The following is an 18,275-nucleotide window of genomic DNA, read 5'->3' as shown; positions in this document are numbered from 1 at the left end:
CCGTGAAGCTATAACCAGGTAAAGTCAGTCAGCTTAAAACCAACAAAACAATCATCTGCACAATCTTTATTTACATAACCACAGGTATTAACAACCCCTTCGGAAGTAGTGTCAAAATATATAAGGTTGGAATCAGTATCTACAGTCAGATATTCTGCAAAACAAAGGCTGTACAATTCATCTATGGTCAGAATATCTGCTCCACTCTCATGAGTTCCAAGATCAGAACCATTCTCCAGGTATTCCTCTACAATTTCAGTTTCGGCTGGATTCTCTTCCTGGGTCTGGGTAGACATAAAATCTCTACTTACAACCTCCCCATCTTCAACCTTAATTGTAGTTGAAGTAGCAAAGCCTGTCCAGGATACTGTTTCTATTGTATACTCATAGCTATCATTGTTAGTGCTTTTCAAGGAAAGCCATAACTCTTTGCTTTCCGAAGAATTAATACCACTTTCACCAACGAATTCGTTTTCATTATCAGAATTGTCATCGCTACTACATGAGCTAAAGCTTACAACTGTTAGAAACAGGACAAAATATCTGTATACTATTTTTAGGCATCCCATAATCATCTATAATTTAGTTCTACTACAAAGACGTTCTTTTCCTGAAATGGTTGCGTGAATACTCTATGGAATCCATTTCTTTTCGAAATTTGGTTTTCTTTTCTCTAGGAATGCATCCCTACCTTCCTTAGCCTCATCCGTCATATAAGCCAGCCTGGTGACCTCACCGGCAAATACCTGCTGCCCTACCATCCCATCATCGGTAAGATTCATGGCAAACTTCAGCATTTTTATGGAAGTTGGTGATTTTTCTAAAATTTCCTGAGCCCATTCAAAGGCAGCAGTTTCCAATTCTTCGTGCGGAATCACGGCGTTAACCATACCCATCTCATAAGCTTCCTGAGCAGAATAGTTTCTTCCTAAAAAGAAGATCTCTCTGGCTTTCTTCTGCCCTACCATTTTTGCAAGGTATGCAGAGCCATATCCGGCATCAAAACTGGTGACATCTGCATCTGTCTGTTTAAAGATCGCATGTTCCTTAGAAGCCAGCGTAAGATCGCAGACCACATGTAAACTGTGACCTCCACCTACTGCCCAACCGGGAACCACACAGATCACTGCTTTCGGCATAAATCTAATTAGCCGTTGTACTTCAAGAATATTGAGTCTGTGATATCCATCTTCACCAACATACCCCTGGTGACCTCTCGCTTTCTGGTCGCCTCCACTGCAAAAAGCCCATTTTCCATCTTTTGTAGAAGGTCCTTCAGCAGAAAGTAGCACAACACCAATTGAAGTATCTTCATGTGCATCCTGAAAAGCATGGAGAAGCTCTGAAGTTGTTTTTGGTCTGAAGGCATTTCTAACATCAGGTCGGTTGAACGCAATTCTCGCAACCCCATCTGCCTTCTTATAGGTTATATCGTCATATTCACGTACTGTTTTCCAGTTTATCGTAGCCATACAAATAGTTTTCAGTAAAAATAAAGTTTTAAGTTCACTTCAGAAAGTAGATAAAAAAACCTGTTCCAGGGAACAGGTTTAGATCATACTTAAGTAATGATTATTGCATATATTTTGCCATCATAGGTTGTAATTCCATTCCCCAGGCCTGGCCTATCTCCATGGCTTTTTTCGTAATGTCTGGAGTAAGTTCAACCATCTTTTCTCCTACCGGTGTAGCATAGAATGCAAGAATCTCATCAAGTTCTTCTTCTGTAAACTTTTCAGTATAGATCACCGCCATTTTCTTATACAATTCCTTAGTGCTGGCAGAAAGTTCTTTCTTAAATTCTTCTCTTTTATCTTCAGCAACCATTTTCACGATCGGCTCGGTCATGATATCAAATTGCTGACCTGAAGTAAGCTCTATTAATTTAATCGCTTTTGTTTCTTCTGAAGTGATTTGCTCCTGCGCCATAGAGGAAAATCCTATAAACGCAACTCCGATACTTAATATTAATTTTTTCATATTTGTGTTCGATTTTATAATTTGGAAGTGAAAATAATCGTTTTTACAAAACTGTTTCAATAATTTCTAAAAGAATTGGAACATATTTAATGTTTTTGCACCATTTTTGATATTCTTCAGAAAAAACTGATCATGAGAATTCTTTACATCCTACTTTTTTTGCTGGCAGGTTTTAGTACTTCTGCTCAGGAATTCGGGTATTGGGATCGTGAGGATTTCGAAATTGGCAATCGTGGTATTCAAAATGACTGGAAAGACTTCAGTTTTAACTGGCAGCAACCTTCCGAATTTAATATATCTGATGGTTCTTTTATGCATCTTCGGAATGATATTCAGAAAGACCAGATCGATATGCTGGCAATCATAGACAAATCAAATAGAAATAAAATTACGCGCGAAATTGACCTTGGATCTCCACTTCCGCAGAGAACCAGAGATAAGAAAATTTTTGAAGTAACAGGGAATATCCAAGCTAGAGATAGAAATGATTCTTTTAGCAACCCTTTCTACAATCCATTCCTGAACAATTACAATCAGCGTAGTTATGGAGTGAGAAGATATAATTCTCCATATCGATATATCTATTGATCCTGGTCTTGCTCTTTTAAAGTAATTCCGTCTTCATTCAAATCGATTTGCCTGTTCTTGTAAAGGCTTCCAATTGCTTTTTTAAAGCTCTTCTTGCTCATTTGCAATCTGGATTTGATATCTGCAGGATCAGACTTATCTGTTAGATCAATAAAACCACCGGAAGACTCGAGTTTATCAAGAATTTTCTGAGCATTTGGCTCGATACTTCGATATCCCGGCCTTTGCAACATGATATCGATCTTATTATCTGTTCTTATTTTCTTGATAAAACCTCTTAGAGAATCACCAATTCGCAATTTTTTAAAGACTTCGTCATGATAGATCAAACCTAAATGCAACTGATTGATGATCACATTAAAACCAAGATCGGTTTCGTTACTTACGATTAGATCCACTTCTTCAAACGGTTCTACGGTGAGCTCAGAATTATCAAGAAATGCATGAACTTTGGAAGATGCAGTAAGTCTTTCTGTTTCGAGATCCAGGTAACAGAATACAAGATAGCGCTCTCCTTTTTGCATAGGAATCACCTGTTCCTTAAAAGGAACAAAAAGATGTTTCTCCAATCCCCAATCCAAAAATGCTCCGAATTTACTAACCTCAACACAGGTAAGATTTTCGAATTGATCCAACTTGATCTTAGGCTTCAAAGTTGTTGCTACCGGTCTTTCTGAATGATCCAGGTACACAAAAACAGTGATCTTATCATAGACCATCCAGGTTTCAGGAACGTATTTATTAGGCAAAAGCACTTCATCACCGGCATCGTTCTCAAGATACACACCGTGATCGCTTTCTCTAATAATACTTAATTCATGGTATTCTCCTAACCTGATCATAGTCTAAAAATTTAGCATACAAAGATACTGTTAATCAGCAATAAAAAAATCCGTTTATGAGAATATCCCACAAACGGATCTTTATATATGCTTGAAGTAGTTTACTTATACATACTTTCTTTACCAAAATGCTTGGTTAGAAGGTAGTAGATCACCACTCTGTATTTATTACGGTTTGATTTTCCATACTTTTCCATTACCTGATTGATAGCTTCGTCAGCCTTCTCTTCATCAGTCACTCCAAGTTTTTTCATGACGAAATTGTTCTTTACTGTTTCAACTTCAGATTTACTGGAAGCCGCAACAGTTTCAGCGTCGGCATTATAAATACTTGGACCCATGGATTGAGCCAGTTTCCGCAGAAGATCCACATCAGGATTATCCTCTCCTACTTTGGTTTTAAGGTCATCGATATACTGACCTACTTTTTCATCAAGTTTACTCATGATCTAAATTTTAAGTTTTAGCTCAGGTAAGTTAATAAAAAAGTAAAAAAGAAGCCTATGAAAGCCGACTAAGATTTCATAAAACTAAAATATTCCAGCAATACCTTGTCGTTCATTTTACGCGGAGTAAAAATTTCCAGTAATTTAGGTTTTTCAGAAGCATCAAAAAATGTATTCAGTTCATGCTCTATTTCCTGTTCATTGGCAGCTTTTGAATAGTTAAATCCATACAACTCACAAATAGGTTTCGCCTGCAAATCATGAGTAGTTTCGAAATAGGTATCAAAATTCTCTGAATCTTTATTTCCCGGTAATATTCTGAAAATACCTCCACCATTATTATTCAGTAAAATTATGCGGTAATTGGAAGGTATATGATCATTCCATAATGCATTGCTGTCATAGAAGAAGCTTAAATCACCTGTAATGAATAAAACAGGTTTATCTGAAGCTACCGCTGATCCAACTGAAGTTGAAGTACTACCATCGATCCCACTGGTTCCTCGATTACAAAAAGTGTTCAGACTTCGATCCCATTCAAACAATTGTGCATACCTGATGGTAGAACTATTCGCGAAATGCACGATACTGTGATCTGGTACCTCTGGTACGATCAATTGCATCGCTTTAAGATCTGAATATGGGATCTCAGACATATACTCTTCATGACGGTGCTGCCTGTTCGACTTTACATCCTTCCAGAAATTTCCATAATCGCTGGCTATTGTCTTAGTGAGTGGCATGAATGAGTGAAAAAAACCGTTTACATCTGTTTCGAAATGTTTGTTCAAACAAAAGAAGGTGTTATAGGCCTTTTTAGAATCTACATGCCAGTGATGTTTAGGATTGTAATTTCTCAGAAAGTTTTTGATCTTTTTCGATACGATCATTCCGCCGAAAGTGAGCAGAATATCCGGTTGCAATTTTTTAAATAATTCTTCGTTATTTTCTTCCTTTTCGATAGGTCCTACCAGCGTATCGATCCTGGTAAAGAAATCTGGATGATGAATATTCGATGTGGTTTCAGTAAAAACGATCACGCTGGGATCTTTCGCCAGCATATCTAAGAATTGTTGTTCTATCAGGTTTGGCTGGGCCACCCCGACGATCACCATCTTACGTTTGGCGCTATTCCACTCCTGCACATAGCTGTTCAATTGTGCTTCTGTATAGTGTTTCTCATTCACCTCGGGAAGGATCTGCAATGGATCTACTTCTATATGTTCTACCGTATCATAAAGTGGCTCGTAGAAAGGCACATTAATATGTACAGGCCCCTTTTCTTCTATCGCCTTATTCAAAGCGAGGTTGATTTCCCGCTCGTTATGTTTACGTGCTTCAAATTGTTTCTGCTTAAGCTTGGCGTCTTCAGATTGATGTTCCAGTACCAGTTCAGAATAGAGATTGGCAGAGTACAGGATATGATTTTCGAAAACGTTCTTCTGCCTGATGGTTTGTCCATCGCCAATATCAATACGTTCTATGGGACGATCTGCGGAAATTACCACCAATGGAATATCACTATAAAATGCTTCGGCGATCGCCGGATAATAATTTAACAGTGCTGAACCTGAAGTACATACCAGCGCCACAGGAGTCCTTTTTTGTTGAGCAATTCCCAGCGCAAAAAAAGCTGCACAGCGTTCATCTACAATACTATAAGCTGTAATATCATCATGATGCGTAAAGCCTATTGTTAAGGGCGCATTTCTCGAACCTGGTGAAATTACCACATGCTTTATATTCTTGGCAACACAAAGAGCTACCACAGATCTCGCTACCGGAATTTTTGAATATTTCATAGACTCCCAAAATTAGTATTTACGTCTAAGCTGGAAAGAGTTTTTGAAGCTTATTTAACAAGAACCCTACGCATGGTGACAGATTTATTTACCGTCTCAAACCATTCTTCTCCGGCATTGGAATCTTTGGTGATGCCACCACCCACAAAAATTTTTGCGATATCCTGTTCCAGTTTCATGCAGCGAAGATTTACATACAAGTTAGAAACTTTGGAAATCGAAGCAAATTGCTGATTTTCCTGATTGCGCCGATTCGAATTTCTCTTCACCTCCTTGCTGAGTTGAACTTCGCCCAGATATCCACTATAATATTCTCTGTCCATTTCTTCATTCTGAAGTATAAACTGAAGTGCCTCAGCTTTCGGGATGCCACAGATCGCCGGCGTAGGATGAAGTGCCGTCACGATTCTGGAAAGTGCAGAACTGGAATCAAAAGATCCTTGAATGTCGGTTCTTATATGCAACAGGTTCCCTGCTCTTAAATTATAAGGCTCCCCGATCTTCAGTTCTTTTACTTCTGAAATCTTTTGCAATTCTTTATTGATATAACTGGTTACGATTGCCTGCTCCTCTATTTCTTTTTGACGCCAGGTAATTTCCGAACCTTCTTCGTAAACCTGAGTTCCGGCAAGAGCCATCGTTTTAAATCTGTTACGTTCAGAATGTAATAGAGTTTCCGGAGTAGCGCCCATCCAGGTGCCGGTTTCCGGATGATACCAGAAATAGACGAACGCATCCTCATACCTGTCGAGTAATCTTCTAAAAATTGGAATAGGATCGGGATCATGGACTTTTACTTTTTCAGCCCTTGCCAGTACGATCTTATCAATACTGCTAGTTTTGATCTGGTCGATACCAGACTGCACTAATTTCTCATGCTTTATCTGGTCCTGAGAATTCCTTGCTGGCATGGGTTGTTCCGGCTGTGGCGGAACTGGCTGACTTACAGGTCGGTTTTCGTAATTACAATTAAAAACTTCAGCTTTAGCAATAGGAATGAGCAGGGATCGATTCAGAGAATCAAAAGCGGCAAATACAAATCCCGGCGTGTCCAGATCTTCGCCATTATAGCTTTCCGCAGAGGTTTGACAGATCAGTTTCACACTATTTTCCCCAGGTTTCCGATAGGCGACAAATGGAAATGCTTTATCGGTTTGAGTTCTTATATTGGTAAATAATTCTTCTTCTGTGATCATTTAGTTTCTTTTGGAAGAGCAATGGTTGTTAACTTCACCAGGGAGATCAGGCGATCCTCCTCATCTGTGATCTTTATTTCAAATAATTGCGTGGTTCGACCCTTATGAATAAAGGTCGCTTTGGCATATACCCAACCTTCTTTTACACTTCTAAGATGGTTCGCAGCGATCTCAATACCCCGAATAAAAAAGTTATCGGTATCTAGAAAAACATAACTAGCCATACTTCCAACACTTTCTGCCAGGGCTACCGTCGCACCTCCATGTAAAACTCCATCAGGTTGATGAACTCTTGAATTCACCGGCATTTTGGCGATCAGGTAATCTTCTCCAATTTCAGAAAACTCTATTTCAAGGGTTTCCATAAGTGTGTTCTTACAGACCTTTTTTGAAAGTTGCAGTACTTCTTCCTTCGTCATCTTTTAAAAGATTGGTTTATTTGTAAAAATACAAAACCTGCGATAACCATGAGTAAGGAGAAAAGTCTTTCTTATACCATTCACAACACCTATTCCACCTTGAATGAACATTCTGAAAAAACCAGAACTGTATGGTTGGTCATCCACGGAATTGGTTATTTAAGCAGATATTTTATAAGGCATTTTAATCATCTGGATACTCAAAATTATATCATTTCTCCACAGGCTCAATCAAAATATTATCTCAATGGAGAATATAAGCATATGGGTGCCTCCTGGCTTACCCGGGAGAATCTTGATGCTGAGATCGAAAACGTGCTGAAATATCTAGATGCTGTTTTTGACGCTGAAGATCTATCTAATGTTCATAAACTGAATATTCTCGGTTATTCACAAGGTGTATCTGTTGCTACCAGGTTCGTAGCCAGACGCAAAATCAAATGCGCAAATCTTATCATGCACTCCGGAAAAGTACCACAGGAACTTAACGAGGCAGATTTCGCTTTTCTGAAAGAAACCAATTTTCATTTTATATATGGAACACAGGATGAATACCTCAAAAAAGGGATCATAGAAGTTGAAGAATCCAGATTGAAGGAAATATTCGGAGAGAAGCTCAATATTCATGCTTTTGAAGGTGGACACGAACTAAACCAGGAAATTATCACTAAAATTGCTAAAACCAGCTAATGCCGAAAAGTAGATCAATTTTGAGATCTTTAGGTCCGGGCTTTCTGCTTGCCGGAGCCGCAATTGGAGTTTCGCATTTAGTACAGGCGACCAGAGCCGGTGCAGATTACGGATTCCTACTCATCTGGATCTTATTGCTCGCCTGCATTACTAAATATCCATTTCTCGAATTTGGTCCCAGGTACGCTGCATCCACAGGTGAACATCTCATTCAGGGTTACAGGCGTCTCGGTAAATTGCCTTATGCGCTATTTATCTTTATTACGGTAGGCAGTATGTTCATTATTCAGGCTGCAGTTACGATCGTAACCGCCGGTCTTGCCGAACAACTTTTTGGAATGGCCTGGGGAACTTTTAGCTGGAGTCTTATCATTTCTGCTATTTGTATCGCTTTACTACTTATTGGAAGATACCCGGCGCTGGACAAATCCATGAAATTCATCGTTAGTTTACTTGGGTTAGCTACTTTGATCGCAGTCGTGCTGGCGTTTGGTGACGGGAGGCTTGATTGTTCGCTATCCATTGCATCACCAGATATCTGGAATACCGCAAGTATAGCTTTTATCATTGCATTTATGGGCTGGATGCCAATTCCATTAGATGCCGCTGTATGGCATTCGATCTGGACCAGGGAAAAATCGGTATCGACAGGGAAAATAAGTATCAGGGAAGCATTTGCAGATTTTAACGTTGGTTACCTGGCCGCGGCAATTATTGGACTGTTATTTTTTCTAATGGGAGCACTTATTATGTTTGGTTCAAATACAGAATTTTCAGGGAACGGTGTGGAGTTTTCGGGACAGTTGGTAGCGCTTTACGGAGCCACTTTGGGACCCTGGAGCGAAACACTGGTGGCCATCGCTGCCCTCATCGCTATGTTCTCCACTACCCTTGCGGTTACAGATGCCTTCCCCCGAGTGCTTTCTGAAGTTTATATGATTGAAAAACCTACTGCAACAACTTCAGAAAAATGGAATTGCTACCGACTAACAATTTTTATCATTCCAGCTGTTGCCCTGATAATCCTCTCCTATTTTAGCATGACTTTTACGGTTCTGATAGATTTCGCTACAGCCTTATCATTTCTATCAGCTCCTTTGCTCGCATGGTTCAATTATAAACTCGTAACCAGTAATATTATGAAAATGGAAGACCAGCCTGGTAAGAAGTACCGAGTTTTCAGTTTATGCTGCCTTGTGGTGCTGGTTCTATTTAATTTCGTTTATATCTATACTTTGCTAAATTGAAAGATTCTTTTTGTTACTAGTTACCTTGGTATCCGTTAGAGTTTTTAAGTATGCTACCAGAGCAGCCTGTTCGTCTTCATTGAGTTCCAGGTTATCAAAGGGCAAAGTTTGATGTGGCAGATCAAATCCTAATCCAGCTCCACCTCCTTTATTATAGAAGTCAATTACCTGCTCAAGATTCGTATAAACCCCATTGTGCATGTATGGAGCAGTTAAAGCTATATTTCGTACTCCTGGAGTTTTGAACATTCCTTTATGCTCTTCAACTCTGTAGCTCCAATAAAAACCGGTATCATCGTCCAGCTTATTATTCGCAGCTGTTTCTGGAACACCTATGATCTCCTTTTCGGTTTCAGTATAGAATGGCGGGACGGTTCCATTGGTGAGAGGTAAAAAATGACAGGTCGCACACAGAGCCTTGCCGGCAAATAAATTAAATCCGCGTTTTTCCTGCTCTGTAAAGGTGCTTTCCTTGCCAGAAATATTACGGTCAAATTTACTATTCATTCCATTAAGCGTGGAAATATATGCAGACAATGCTTTGATAAGTTCTCTATTACCCCGCGGAATACCACCAAAAGTCTGCTGGATGATTTCCTGATAGGTGGAATCCTGTAAAATCTCTTCGGAAAATTCATGCACTCCGGTATCAAATTCTTTTTTATTAGTAAATACTGAAGAGATTTGTTCCATCAAACCTTCAGATCTACCATCCCAGAAAAATCCTCGTTGATAGACAGAATTAATAAGAGTAGGTGTATTTCTACTAAGCTCCATTCCCTGATAATCTTTACTGAAAGTTAACCCATCTGCATAGGCCTTTTCAGGAAGATGACAGGTTGCGCAGGCCATACGTCCATTTTTAGAAAGCTTTTTCTCGAAAAATAATTTCTCACCAAGCGCTACTTTCATTCCATAATTCTTTCTGTTTACATTCTGCATGAAAAATTCAGGCTTAAAACTATCCTCTTCAAAAAATGTTGGTGCATTGAAATTGAAAGGCTGATTGGCTGTACCTTCCCAAAGTCCTGAAGTATTTCTTATTTGCAGCCATAAACTGGTGATATCGTTTAAATATTCTCTGGTAAACTCGTATCGATCAAACCTCTCAAAATCTGTATTTTCTTCCAGGTAGTTAACTGAACGTATAAGCTTTTGCTGAAATCTTTTATCTAAATCTATATCCTTCTGCTGGATGATTTTTTGAAGTGTTAGAGCATACACCTCATTCAAGGCTTCTAACGAGACCGCCGCCTCCTCTATCCCCAGATGACTTACAGGAGTATCAAATCCAGTGATTGAATGACTAAGGATCCTGAGCAATTGTTGCTGCGTTGCAATAAAAAAGCGTTCTGTAGTGAGCTCTCGCTTGGCTATATTCTTCTGAAGGTTTCCCATTGATCCCAGGGTTACTTTTAGTTCTTCCTGAAATTCCTGTTCGGTGATTTCCCCTTCATAAATACTTTCCTCTATCTTTTGCAATCCAACCGCCGGCATAAATCGGGAATTATCCTCGAGAAAGACTGGAAGTGCAGGTCCATTTACACGATGTCCCACTGCAGGATTTAAATACGCCGCAAAGGGTTCGGCTTTTTTCCATTCCTGTCTTGCTTTCTTAAAAAGCTCTTTATTAGAAGGATCATCCAGACCATTACTTTTAATTTCAGATAGATGCTGAATACTGTTATTTAACGAATTCTGGTAGAATCTGTGAACCTGATCCCAGCTCTGATTATTTTCAGAATTAAGAGCAAGATATTCCGATTCTTGCTTACAGGAAAACTGGGCAATTAGAATGATTGCCAGAAGTATTTTTTTAAACATATTTCTATAAATAAAAACAGGTCTTCGTAAGAACGAAGACCTGTAGAAACTAAAATTGGAATTATCTAGGTAATCCTCTTAGTAAAACTATTTGTGATGCCTGGTCATCTTCACAATCGGCATTGGTATGACCGTCTAGATTCTTAAAATCACTGCTTTCCCAATAGTGCGGTTGTACAGCGAGAAGAAAAGTTCCCGGTTCTCCAATTTTGTCTGAAACATCTATCAATGAACCAAATTCCCCACTAAAACCTGTAGAGTTGTCTGGATCCAGGTCCTGTCTTACAATAAGTTCAAGCACATGTTGAATATTCTGTCCATTTAGATCTGACTGATAGATATACGCGGAATGTCCTCTACTAAAGCTGTTTGGATCTTCCTGTATATAGACGAAATTTTCAGTTACACAGATATTATCAGGACTTTGCAAGGCTCCTAAATTCCCATCCATGTTGTTGGTATCTGTATTTCCACTAACTATTTGAGTTAGTTTCCCTGAAAGTGGAGAGTTTTCATCCAGCTCAAGTTTATACACCGTTCCCCAGTCATTATAAGTACCTCTGCCTGGACCTCTACCGGTCACCGCGAAATAAACATTTCTAGCATTAAAATCGGCCCCTTTCTGATAATCCACGTCTTCAACTCTCATAAATTGAGTAGCAAGCACATTGGAACTGGCAGTTTCCATTTCATCCTTGGTAAGGTCCTTACCATTCTCGATCTCCACAAATTCTACTTCGTAGGTTGATTGAAGATCAAAACTTGACTCATTATATACAACATCAGATTCTACAGCTTTTTTTCCATCCATTCCATCTGAAACTTCTTTCGCACGAAGCACATAGATCTTCCCGTTTTCCAAATCATCATCGGCATTTTCAGAATAATAAAGCACCACCTGTCCTTCAGAACCAGATGAATCATCATCGCCTCCAATGATCACAGTCTTTCCAGAGTAGGCATCCTTAGGAAGTGGCACAGCGTTCTCCCAAGAAAATTCACCAAGGGCATCAAGACCAAAATCTTCTTGTGGAGTTGGATTCTCAACCCATGGGTCTATCCCTTTTACATCATAATTGATACTTTCTGAAGCTGAAAGGAAAAGATCTTTGGATCCACCATGAATACTGGCTTCCCACATAGTAGCAGAACATTGACGCGCATAATCTGAAACACCTGAGTTTAATAGATAGTCTCCGCTTACTGGGTTCATGTATTGGTCAAACCTAATTCTCGCAACTGCATAGCTATCTTCACAGTTCACCACGTACATATAACCGTCACCGTCTTTGAGAAATCCTGCTCCATCAGCAGAACCTGCCAGTTGAAAATCATCTCCTACCACATCTGGTGTACTCAGTAAAGAATAAGCCTGAACGAAGCTGAATTGAGACGACATGGTAACTAGTGGATCTACCGCACTTTTATTTTCGAATATTTCGGGAGCTGGTGTGAAATCCTCTCCATCCTGGCCATCTTCTCCATTTAGTCCATCAACACCATCCTGGCCATCGGTTCCATCTGTACCATTTACACCGTCTTCAGCTTCACAACCGCTGATTGCCGATGATAAAGCGGCTAGTAAAAATAGCCGACCCATAAAATTTGTAATTGTGTTCATTTGAAAAATAATTTAAGTTGTTTAGTTGTGATAAAAATACAGTTTGAACTCAGCCAACATGTTAAGCCACTGTGGTACTTAAATTATCTTAAAATCACGTTTAGGTTAAGGAGTTAAGTTTGTTTTAATTCGAGAAAAATTGATATTGCGGAAACCTATTTAATGTTAAAAACCATTAAGAGATTAGTGCAAATTGTACTAAAAACATTATTGATGCGGTCCTGTTTGTAAATGTATAGTACCTGGGGCCAGACCAAGCCCTAACAAAAAAACCCCGCATTTCTGCGAGGTTTTTCTATAATATATAGTTGCGAATTACTTCACTTCTTCAAAATCTACATCTTCAACATCATCTGCACCCTGAGAGGCTCCACCATCTGCTGATCCACCTTCAGCGCCTGTAGCACCTTGCTGTGGTCCGCCTGGCTGACCGCCCTGAGCTTCTGCCTGAGCTTTGTACATTTCTTCTGATGCAGTCTTCCATGCCTCATTCAATTTGTCTAAAGCTGGAGAAATTTGCTCAATCTCCTTGGTTTCGTAAGCCTTTTTCAATTCTTCTAAAGCTTCTTCCACTGGCTTCTTCTTGTCTTCAGAGATCTTATCTCCAAATTCCTTTAGTTGCTTTTCAGTCTGGAAGATCATGCTGTCTGCTTCGTTAAGCTTATCAACTTTTTCTTTAGCCTGCTTATCGCTTTCAGCGTTTGCTTCAGCTTCTTTCTTCATTTTCTCAATTTCTTCTTCAGTCAATCCTGAAGAAGCCTCGATACGAATATCCTGAGATTTTCCAGTAGCTTTATCTGTAGCACTTACTTTAATGATACCATTAGCATCAATATCGAAAGTTACTTCAATCTGCGGAGTTCCTCTTTGCGCTGGTGGAATACCATCTAAGTGGAATCTTCCAATCGTCTTGTTATCTGCCGCCATTGGACGCTCTCCCTGAAGTACGTGGATCTCCACTGAAGGCTGATTATCTGCCGCCGTAGAGAAAGTTTGTGACTTCTTAGTCGGGATCGTAGTATTCGATTCGATAAGTTTCGTGTTCACTCCTCCCATGGTTTCGATACCTAGAGAAAGTGGAGTTACATCCAGTAGCAATACATCTTTTACATCTCCTGTAAGTACACCACCCTGGATAGCAGCACCAATTGCCACAACCTCATCTGGATTTACACCTTTAGAAGGTTTTTTTCCGAAGAAAGCTTCAACTTCTTCCTGAATCTTAGGAATACGAGTTGATCCACCAACAAGAATTACCTCATCAATATCGCTCTTGGAAAGACCTGCATCGCTAAGTGCCTTTTTCACCGGCTCCATAGATCTTGTAACAAGTTCAGAAGCTAATTGCTCGAACTTAGATCTTGTAATAGTTTCTACAAGGTGTTTTGGTCCACTAGAAGTTGCAGTTACGTATGGAAGGTTGATTTCTGTTTGAGTAGAAGATGATAATTCGATCTTCGCTTTCTCAGCAGCTTCCTTCAAACGTTGAAGTGCCATTGGATCTTTTCTAAGGTCAATATCTTCTGCTTTCTGGAAGCTATCAGCCAGGTAGTCGATCAATACTTCGTCAAAGTCATCTCCTCCAAGGTGAGTATCACCGTTAGTAGATAGTACTTCAAATACTCCATCACCTAGTTCAAGAATAGAGATATCAAATGTACCACCACCAAGGTCATACACAGCGATCTTCTGATCCTGAGATTTTTTATCCAATCCGTAGGCAAGTGCTGCAGCGGTTGGTTCGTTTATAATTCTTCTTACTTTAAGACCTGCGATCTCACCAGCTTCTTTCGTTGCGTGACGTTGAGAATCATTAAAGTATGCAGGCACCGTAATTACAGCTTCCGTTACATCATGTCCAAGATAATCCTCAGCAGTTTTCTTCATTTTCTGAAGCACCATTGCTGAAAGTTCCTGGGGAGTATAAAGACGACCATCAATATCCACACGTGGAGTATCATTATCACCTTTAGTTACCTTATAAGGTACTCTACCCGCTTCTCTTTCAGATTCAGAGAATTTGTTCCCCATAAATCTTTTAATAGAAGCAACTGTTTTAGTAGGGTTAGTCACCGCCTGACGCTTTGCAGGGTCACCTACCTTTATTTCTCCACCTTCTACAAATGCAATTACAGATGGTGTTGTTCTTTTTCCTTCGGCATTAGGTATCACTGTTGGCTCACTACCTTCCATTACGGCAACGCAGGAGTTAGTGGTACCCAAGTCAATTCCAATTATTTTACTCATAACTATATAACTTGTTTTATGTTAGTTTATCAATTTTACACTCACTTGAAGTCAATCATTATGCCAGCGCTTTTCTTATGACAGACTGTCATTTTTAAAATTTAACCCTGTCATTAATGACTTATTCTCTCTTGATTTCTTCGGAATATAATTTTCGCAATTATATATGGGCAGCATTATCAATTCCTTACTTTTGTGCTCAAATAATATTATCTGAATGCGAAAAATCGAATGCATTAGTGTTTTTGATATGCTGAAGGTGGGCGTTGGTCCATCCAGTTCTCATACTCTTGGACCATGGCGCGCAGCACAACGCTGGATCGCTGAATTAAAGTCTAAAGAAAGGTTCGACCAGGTGGAGAAGATTCATGTAGATCTCTATGGATCTTTAAGTCTTACCGGGAAAGGTCACGCCACAGATATTGCTACGGTTCTGGGATTGCTGGGACATGATCCTGTAACTATGGATATTGAGATCATTGATTCCGAAATTAGCAATGTTCGTGAAACCGGCAGATTATTATTAAATGGAGAACGAGAAATAGAATTCTCTATCACAGAAAATATAAAATTCAATAGAAAGTTTCTCGAATTTCACCCTAACGGAATGACATTTCGAGCATGTCTATTCAATGGCAAGAAAACTTCTTCTTCGTTCTATTCCATTGGAGGCGGATTCGTGGTTAAAAAAGAACGTAAGAACGCCAGCAAGAAAATGAAGAATTTTCAGAATTTCCCTTTCTCCATTGAAAAGGCAACTGAATTATTGGCATTTTGTAAACAGGAAAATAAAACCATATCAGAAATTGTACTTGAAAATGAACGTTCTCTGCGTACAGACGAAGAGATCGATGCAAACTTCAAACAGATCTGGAATGTAATGCTGGAGTCCATGTATATTGGATGTCATACTGAAGGAACACTTCCCGGTGGTCTGAACGTGAAACGACGCGCTTTTGAAATGCATCAACGTTTAATTGGTGATACTTCCTATACTAATGTAGAGGACTGGATTCCCGCCATTCGACAAACCGAAGTAAAATTCCGCCAGATCCTTAAATGGGTTACCTGCTTTGCTTTAAGTGTAAATGAAGTTAATGCATCCCTGGGAAGAGTCGTAACTGCACCCACTAACGGTAGTGCGGGAACTGTGCCAGCTGTTTTAATGTATTACCTCTGTATCGAAAATCACGATGCTACCTACGAGGATATCAAAAGATTTATGTTGGTTGCCGGCGAAGTAGGAAGCCTTTTCAAAAAAGGAGCTACCATTTCTGCAGCAATGGGCGGTTGCCAGGCTGAGATTGGAGTTTCCTCAGCAATGGCAGCTGGTGGCCTTACCGAATTGATGGGAGGAACCCCGGAACAGGTTTTAATGGCCAGTGAGATTGCCATGGAACATCATCTGGGTTTAACCTGTGACCCAATCGCTGGTTTAGTACAGGTTCCATGTATCGAAAGAAATGCCATGGGTGCGATCAAAGCAATCAATGCTGCTGAAATTGCTATGGAAAGTGATGCAAGTCGCGCCAAGGTTCCACTGGATAAAGTGATCGAGACGATGTGGGAAACCGCAAAGGATATGAATAAAAAGTATAAAGAAACTTCTGAAGGTGGTCTTGCAGTAAAAGTAAGCCTTAGTGATTGCTAATATTTAATATAAAACCCACCCTGATTATATTATATTTCAAGGTGGGTTATCACTTTAACTTCAATTATTTAATAGCTGCCAGTTTTTCGAAAACCCTGGCAACAACTTCTGCTCCCGGATCTGGAACATTTTTCAAACTATCTTCTGATAGATAAGAAGATCTACCAAATTTAGTATTGGTGATTTCTTTAGTGGCATCTGCACCTTTTCGTGCAGCCGACTTTATCTCCTCCATACTCTCACCATTTGCGATCGCTTCAAAAGCTGGTTGCAGGGCATCAATCATCGTACGCTCTCCTTGTTTCGCGCCACCGTAATCTATCATTTTATCCAGTCCGCTTAATAGAGCTTTTCCCAGGTCATCATTTTCTTTCAATGCGTTTCCAGCTCTGGTAAATAAGAGTGAAAAAAGTACACCGCTAGATCCTCCTATTTCTCTGGAAAATATTCTTCCTATACTTATAAATAGTTCCCAGTTTTTAGCATATGGCAACCTGTCAATAACTTCCAGTACATTATTACCAGCACTGGCAAAGGTAGAACCAGCATCACCATCTCCTACTTTTTCATCCAGAGCATTGATCTCATCTTTCATGTCGATCAATTCTTCAGCAATTTCCTTAAGCAACTTCTTAGTGCTGGCATTTTCCGAAGATTCAAAAGGAAGCGTTTCCGGAAGTTCCGGACTTTTAATGGAGCTGGCTTTTCCAAATTCGCTAATAAACCAGGATGCTGGATCACAGGTTGCCAGTAAAGCTTCACTAATCTCTTCATTCAGTTTCACGACAGAAATGGAAAAACCTTTCATGTTCAATGATGTCATAAAACTTCCGGGGCCTACCAGCAGTTTTACATTCTTCGCCATTGAAGTTTTGCTGAAAGAATTCAGTAATACATTCATTTCAACCGGAGTTACACTTCCAAGATTATTTAAAATAAGCGCATACTCAGCTCCGCTTGTATATTCCTGAAGCTTGTTCACAGCGGTATTCATAAGCTCATCAGCTTTTGCCACATCTATTTTATCAACTCCTGGTTCCCCGTGAATTCCAAGACCCAGTTCAGCTTCAGATTCATCTAAACGAGAATCTTCTTTTCCCTGAAACTTCTGTCCTTCCTCTAACGAAAGACCAATGGAATAAGAATTTTGCGCAACTCTTCTCACTAGCTCTAAAATCTCTTCAAGAGACTTTCCTTCTTCAGATAAATATCCAGCCGATTTATGTACGAAAAGCGTTCCGGCTAATCCTCTTTGTTCTGTTTCTTCTCCCAAAGCTATATCGTCTCCTACGATGATGGTTTCAACTTTATAACCCATTTCCCTGGCCTGCTCTGCCGCAAGACCAAAATTAAGTCGGTCTCCTGTATAGTTCTTGATTACCAGAAGACAGCCTTTATCTCCTGCCGTCGCTATAATTGCTGAAAGCACTGCATCTACCGAGGGAGAAGCAAAAATATCACCACATACCGCTGCCGTAAGCATTCCCTTCCCAACAAATCCAGCATGAGTTGGTTCATGACCAGATCCACCGCCAGAAACAATTGCTACTTTCGATTTATCCCAATCCTTCCGCAGAACTACACGAACCTCAGGGAAATTATCCAGTCTGGTAAGCTTAGGATTGGTGAGCAATCCTTCTATTCCCTCATTTACAACCTGATCTGCTTCATTTATAAAAAACTTCATAATCCTATTTTTCTTAAAGATAAAAAACACAAAAA

At 39.7% G+C, this 18,275-nt stretch carries 16 protein-coding genes; 4 read left to right on the top strand and 12 right to left on the bottom strand.

What is annotated here, in order from left to right; genetic code table 11:
* Positions 1–8: 8 nt before the first annotated feature.
* The 3 genes from ACSHZO_RS03175 to ACSHZO_RS03165 form a co-directional block, all read right to left on the bottom strand.
* Positions 9–569: a hypothetical protein gene (locus tag ACSHZO_RS03175; protein WP_298246613.1), complete on the bottom strand. Its 561-nt coding sequence runs from the start codon at positions 567–569 to the stop codon at positions 9–11.
* Between the two features lie 63 nt (positions 570–632).
* Positions 633–1,472, bottom strand: a complete 840-nt coding sequence (locus tag ACSHZO_RS03170) for a 1,4-dihydroxy-2-naphthoyl-CoA synthase (RefSeq protein WP_298246612.1) — start codon at positions 1,470–1,472, stop codon at positions 633–635.
* A 100-nt stretch (positions 1,473–1,572) separates the two neighbouring features.
* Positions 1,573–1,980, bottom strand: coding sequence for a DUF2059 domain-containing protein (locus ACSHZO_RS03165; RefSeq protein WP_298246611.1), 408 nt, complete (start codon positions 1,978–1,980; stop codon positions 1,573–1,575).
* 132 nt (positions 1,981–2,112) lie between these two features.
* On the opposite strand from ACSHZO_RS03165, the gene ACSHZO_RS03160 reads away from it, so the two are divergent.
* Complete coding sequence (locus ACSHZO_RS03160) at positions 2,113–2,568, top strand: hypothetical protein (protein ID WP_298246610.1); 456 nt, start codon at positions 2,113–2,115, stop codon at positions 2,566–2,568.
* On the opposite strand, the gene ACSHZO_RS03155 is transcribed toward ACSHZO_RS03160, so the two are convergent.
* The 5 genes from ACSHZO_RS03155 to ACSHZO_RS03135 form a co-directional block, all read right to left on the bottom strand.
* Positions 2,562–3,410 carry a CvfB family protein gene (locus ACSHZO_RS03155; RefSeq protein ID WP_298246609.1) on the bottom strand — a complete coding sequence of 283 codons (849 nt, stop codon included), beginning with the start codon at positions 3,408–3,410 and terminating at the stop codon, positions 2,562–2,564. The genes ACSHZO_RS03160 and ACSHZO_RS03155 overlap by 7 nt on opposite strands.
* A gap of 101 nt (positions 3,411–3,511) precedes the next feature.
* Complete coding sequence (locus ACSHZO_RS03150) at positions 3,512–3,856, bottom strand: DUF2853 family protein (protein WP_295181677.1); 345 nt, start codon at positions 3,854–3,856, stop codon at positions 3,512–3,514.
* A 68-nt stretch (positions 3,857–3,924) separates the two neighbouring features.
* The gene (gene menD / locus ACSHZO_RS03145) at positions 3,925–5,658 is read right to left on the bottom strand and encodes a 2-succinyl-5-enolpyruvyl-6-hydroxy-3-cyclohexene-1-carboxylic-acid synthase (protein WP_298246608.1); all 1,734 of its coding nucleotides are present in this window, start codon (positions 5,656–5,658) and stop codon (positions 3,925–3,927) included.
* A 50-nt stretch (positions 5,659–5,708) separates the two neighbouring features.
* Positions 5,709–6,854, bottom strand: a complete 1,146-nt coding sequence (locus tag ACSHZO_RS03140) for a chorismate-binding protein (protein ID WP_298246607.1) — start codon at positions 6,852–6,854, stop codon at positions 5,709–5,711.
* Complete coding sequence (locus tag ACSHZO_RS03135) at positions 6,851–7,273, bottom strand: PaaI family thioesterase (RefSeq protein ID WP_141877339.1); 423 nt, start codon at positions 7,271–7,273, stop codon at positions 6,851–6,853. Before ACSHZO_RS03135 ends, ACSHZO_RS03140 begins: the two co-directional genes overlap by 4 nt.
* A 48-nt stretch (positions 7,274–7,321) precedes the next feature.
* Between ACSHZO_RS03135 and ACSHZO_RS03130 the strand changes: the two genes are divergently transcribed.
* The gene (locus ACSHZO_RS03130) at positions 7,322–7,963 is read left to right on the top strand and encodes an alpha/beta hydrolase (RefSeq protein ID WP_298246606.1); all 642 of its coding nucleotides are present in this window, start codon (positions 7,322–7,324) and stop codon (positions 7,961–7,963) included.
* On the top strand, positions 7,963–9,210 hold the full coding sequence (locus tag ACSHZO_RS03125) for an Nramp family divalent metal transporter (protein ID WP_298246605.1): 1,248 nt from the start codon (positions 7,963–7,965) through the stop codon (positions 9,208–9,210). The genes ACSHZO_RS03130 and ACSHZO_RS03125 overlap by 1 nt, the downstream gene beginning before the upstream one ends.
* Here ACSHZO_RS03125 and ACSHZO_RS03120 read toward each other — a convergent pair.
* The 3 genes from ACSHZO_RS03120 to dnaK form a co-directional block, all read right to left on the bottom strand.
* A complete protein-coding gene (locus ACSHZO_RS03120; protein WP_298246604.1) occupies positions 9,202–11,034 on the bottom strand; it encodes a cytochrome c peroxidase in 1,833 nt (610 codons plus the stop codon). The two genes, ACSHZO_RS03125 and ACSHZO_RS03120, sit on opposite strands and share 9 nt — an antisense overlap.
* A gap of 61 nt (positions 11,035–11,095) precedes the next feature.
* Positions 11,096–12,655: an alkaline phosphatase PhoX gene (locus ACSHZO_RS03115; RefSeq protein WP_298246603.1), complete on the bottom strand. Its 1,560-nt coding sequence runs from the start codon at positions 12,653–12,655 to the stop codon at positions 11,096–11,098.
* A gap of 315 nt (positions 12,656–12,970) precedes the next feature.
* Positions 12,971–14,902, bottom strand: a complete 1,932-nt coding sequence (dnaK, locus tag ACSHZO_RS03110) for a molecular chaperone DnaK (RefSeq protein ID WP_298246602.1) — start codon at positions 14,900–14,902, stop codon at positions 12,971–12,973.
* Between the two features lie 217 nt (positions 14,903–15,119).
* On the opposite strand from dnaK, the gene ACSHZO_RS03105 reads away from it, so the two are divergent.
* Complete coding sequence (locus ACSHZO_RS03105) at positions 15,120–16,553, top strand: L-serine ammonia-lyase (protein WP_298246601.1); 1,434 nt, start codon at positions 15,120–15,122, stop codon at positions 16,551–16,553.
* Positions 16,554–16,617: 64 nt separating this feature from the next.
* Here ACSHZO_RS03105 and ACSHZO_RS03100 read toward each other — a convergent pair whose 3' ends face one another.
* Entirely contained in the window at positions 16,618–18,240 is a 1,623-nt protein-coding gene (locus ACSHZO_RS03100) for a dihydroxyacetone kinase subunit DhaK (RefSeq protein ID WP_298246600.1), read from the bottom strand.
* Positions 18,241–18,275 lie beyond the last annotated feature (35 nt).

The organism is Christiangramia sp. 3-2217-3z (assembly GCF_051195275.1).
Lineage (GTDB): Bacteria > Bacteroidota > Bacteroidia > Flavobacteriales > Flavobacteriaceae > Christiangramia > Christiangramia marina.
This window is presented reverse-complemented; position numbering and strand designations above follow the sequence as displayed.

Bases quoted from the DNA above. Each gene is read 5' to 3' on its own strand.
- ACSHZO_RS03175 (WP_298246613.1), bottom strand. From the start codon at position 569: ATGGGATGCCTAAAAATAGTATACAGATATTTTGTCCTGTTTCTAACA.
- ACSHZO_RS03170 (WP_298246612.1), bottom strand. From the start codon at position 1,472: ATGGCTACGATAAACTGGAAAACAGTACGTGAATATGACGATATAACC.
- ACSHZO_RS03165 (WP_298246611.1), bottom strand. From the start codon at position 1,980: ATGAAAAAATTAATATTAAGTATCGGAGTTGCGTTTATAGGATTTTCC.
- ACSHZO_RS03160 (WP_298246610.1), top strand. From the start codon at position 2,113: ATGAGAATTCTTTACATCCTACTTTTTTTGCTGGCAGGTTTTAGTACT.
- ACSHZO_RS03155 (WP_298246609.1), bottom strand. From the start codon at position 3,410: ATGATCAGGTTAGGAGAATACCATGAATTAAGTATTATTAGAGAAAGC.
- ACSHZO_RS03150 (WP_295181677.1), bottom strand. From the start codon at position 3,856: ATGAGTAAACTTGATGAAAAAGTAGGTCAGTATATCGATGACCTTAAA.
- menD (WP_298246608.1), bottom strand. From the start codon at position 5,658: ATGAAATATTCAAAAATTCCGGTAGCGAGATCTGTGGTAGCTCTTTGT.
- ACSHZO_RS03140 (WP_298246607.1), bottom strand. From the start codon at position 6,854: ATGATCACAGAAGAAGAATTATTTACCAATATAAGAACTCAAACCGAT.
- ACSHZO_RS03135 (WP_141877339.1), bottom strand. From the start codon at position 7,273: ATGACGAAGGAAGAAGTACTGCAACTTTCAAAAAAGGTCTGTAAGAAC.
- ACSHZO_RS03130 (WP_298246606.1), top strand. From the start codon at position 7,322: ATGAGTAAGGAGAAAAGTCTTTCTTATACCATTCACAACACCTATTCC.
- ACSHZO_RS03125 (WP_298246605.1), top strand. From the start codon at position 7,963: ATGCCGAAAAGTAGATCAATTTTGAGATCTTTAGGTCCGGGCTTTCTG.
- ACSHZO_RS03120 (WP_298246604.1), bottom strand. From the start codon at position 11,034: ATGTTTAAAAAAATACTTCTGGCAATCATTCTAATTGCCCAGTTTTCC.
- ACSHZO_RS03115 (WP_298246603.1), bottom strand. From the start codon at position 12,655: ATGAACACAATTACAAATTTTATGGGTCGGCTATTTTTACTAGCCGCT.
- dnaK (WP_298246602.1), bottom strand. From the start codon at position 14,902: ATGAGTAAAATAATTGGAATTGACTTGGGTACCACTAACTCCTGCGTT.
- ACSHZO_RS03105 (WP_298246601.1), top strand. From the start codon at position 15,120: ATGCGAAAAATCGAATGCATTAGTGTTTTTGATATGCTGAAGGTGGGC.
- ACSHZO_RS03100 (WP_298246600.1), bottom strand. From the start codon at position 18,240: ATGAAGTTTTTTATAAATGAAGCAGATCAGGTTGTAAATGAGGGAATA.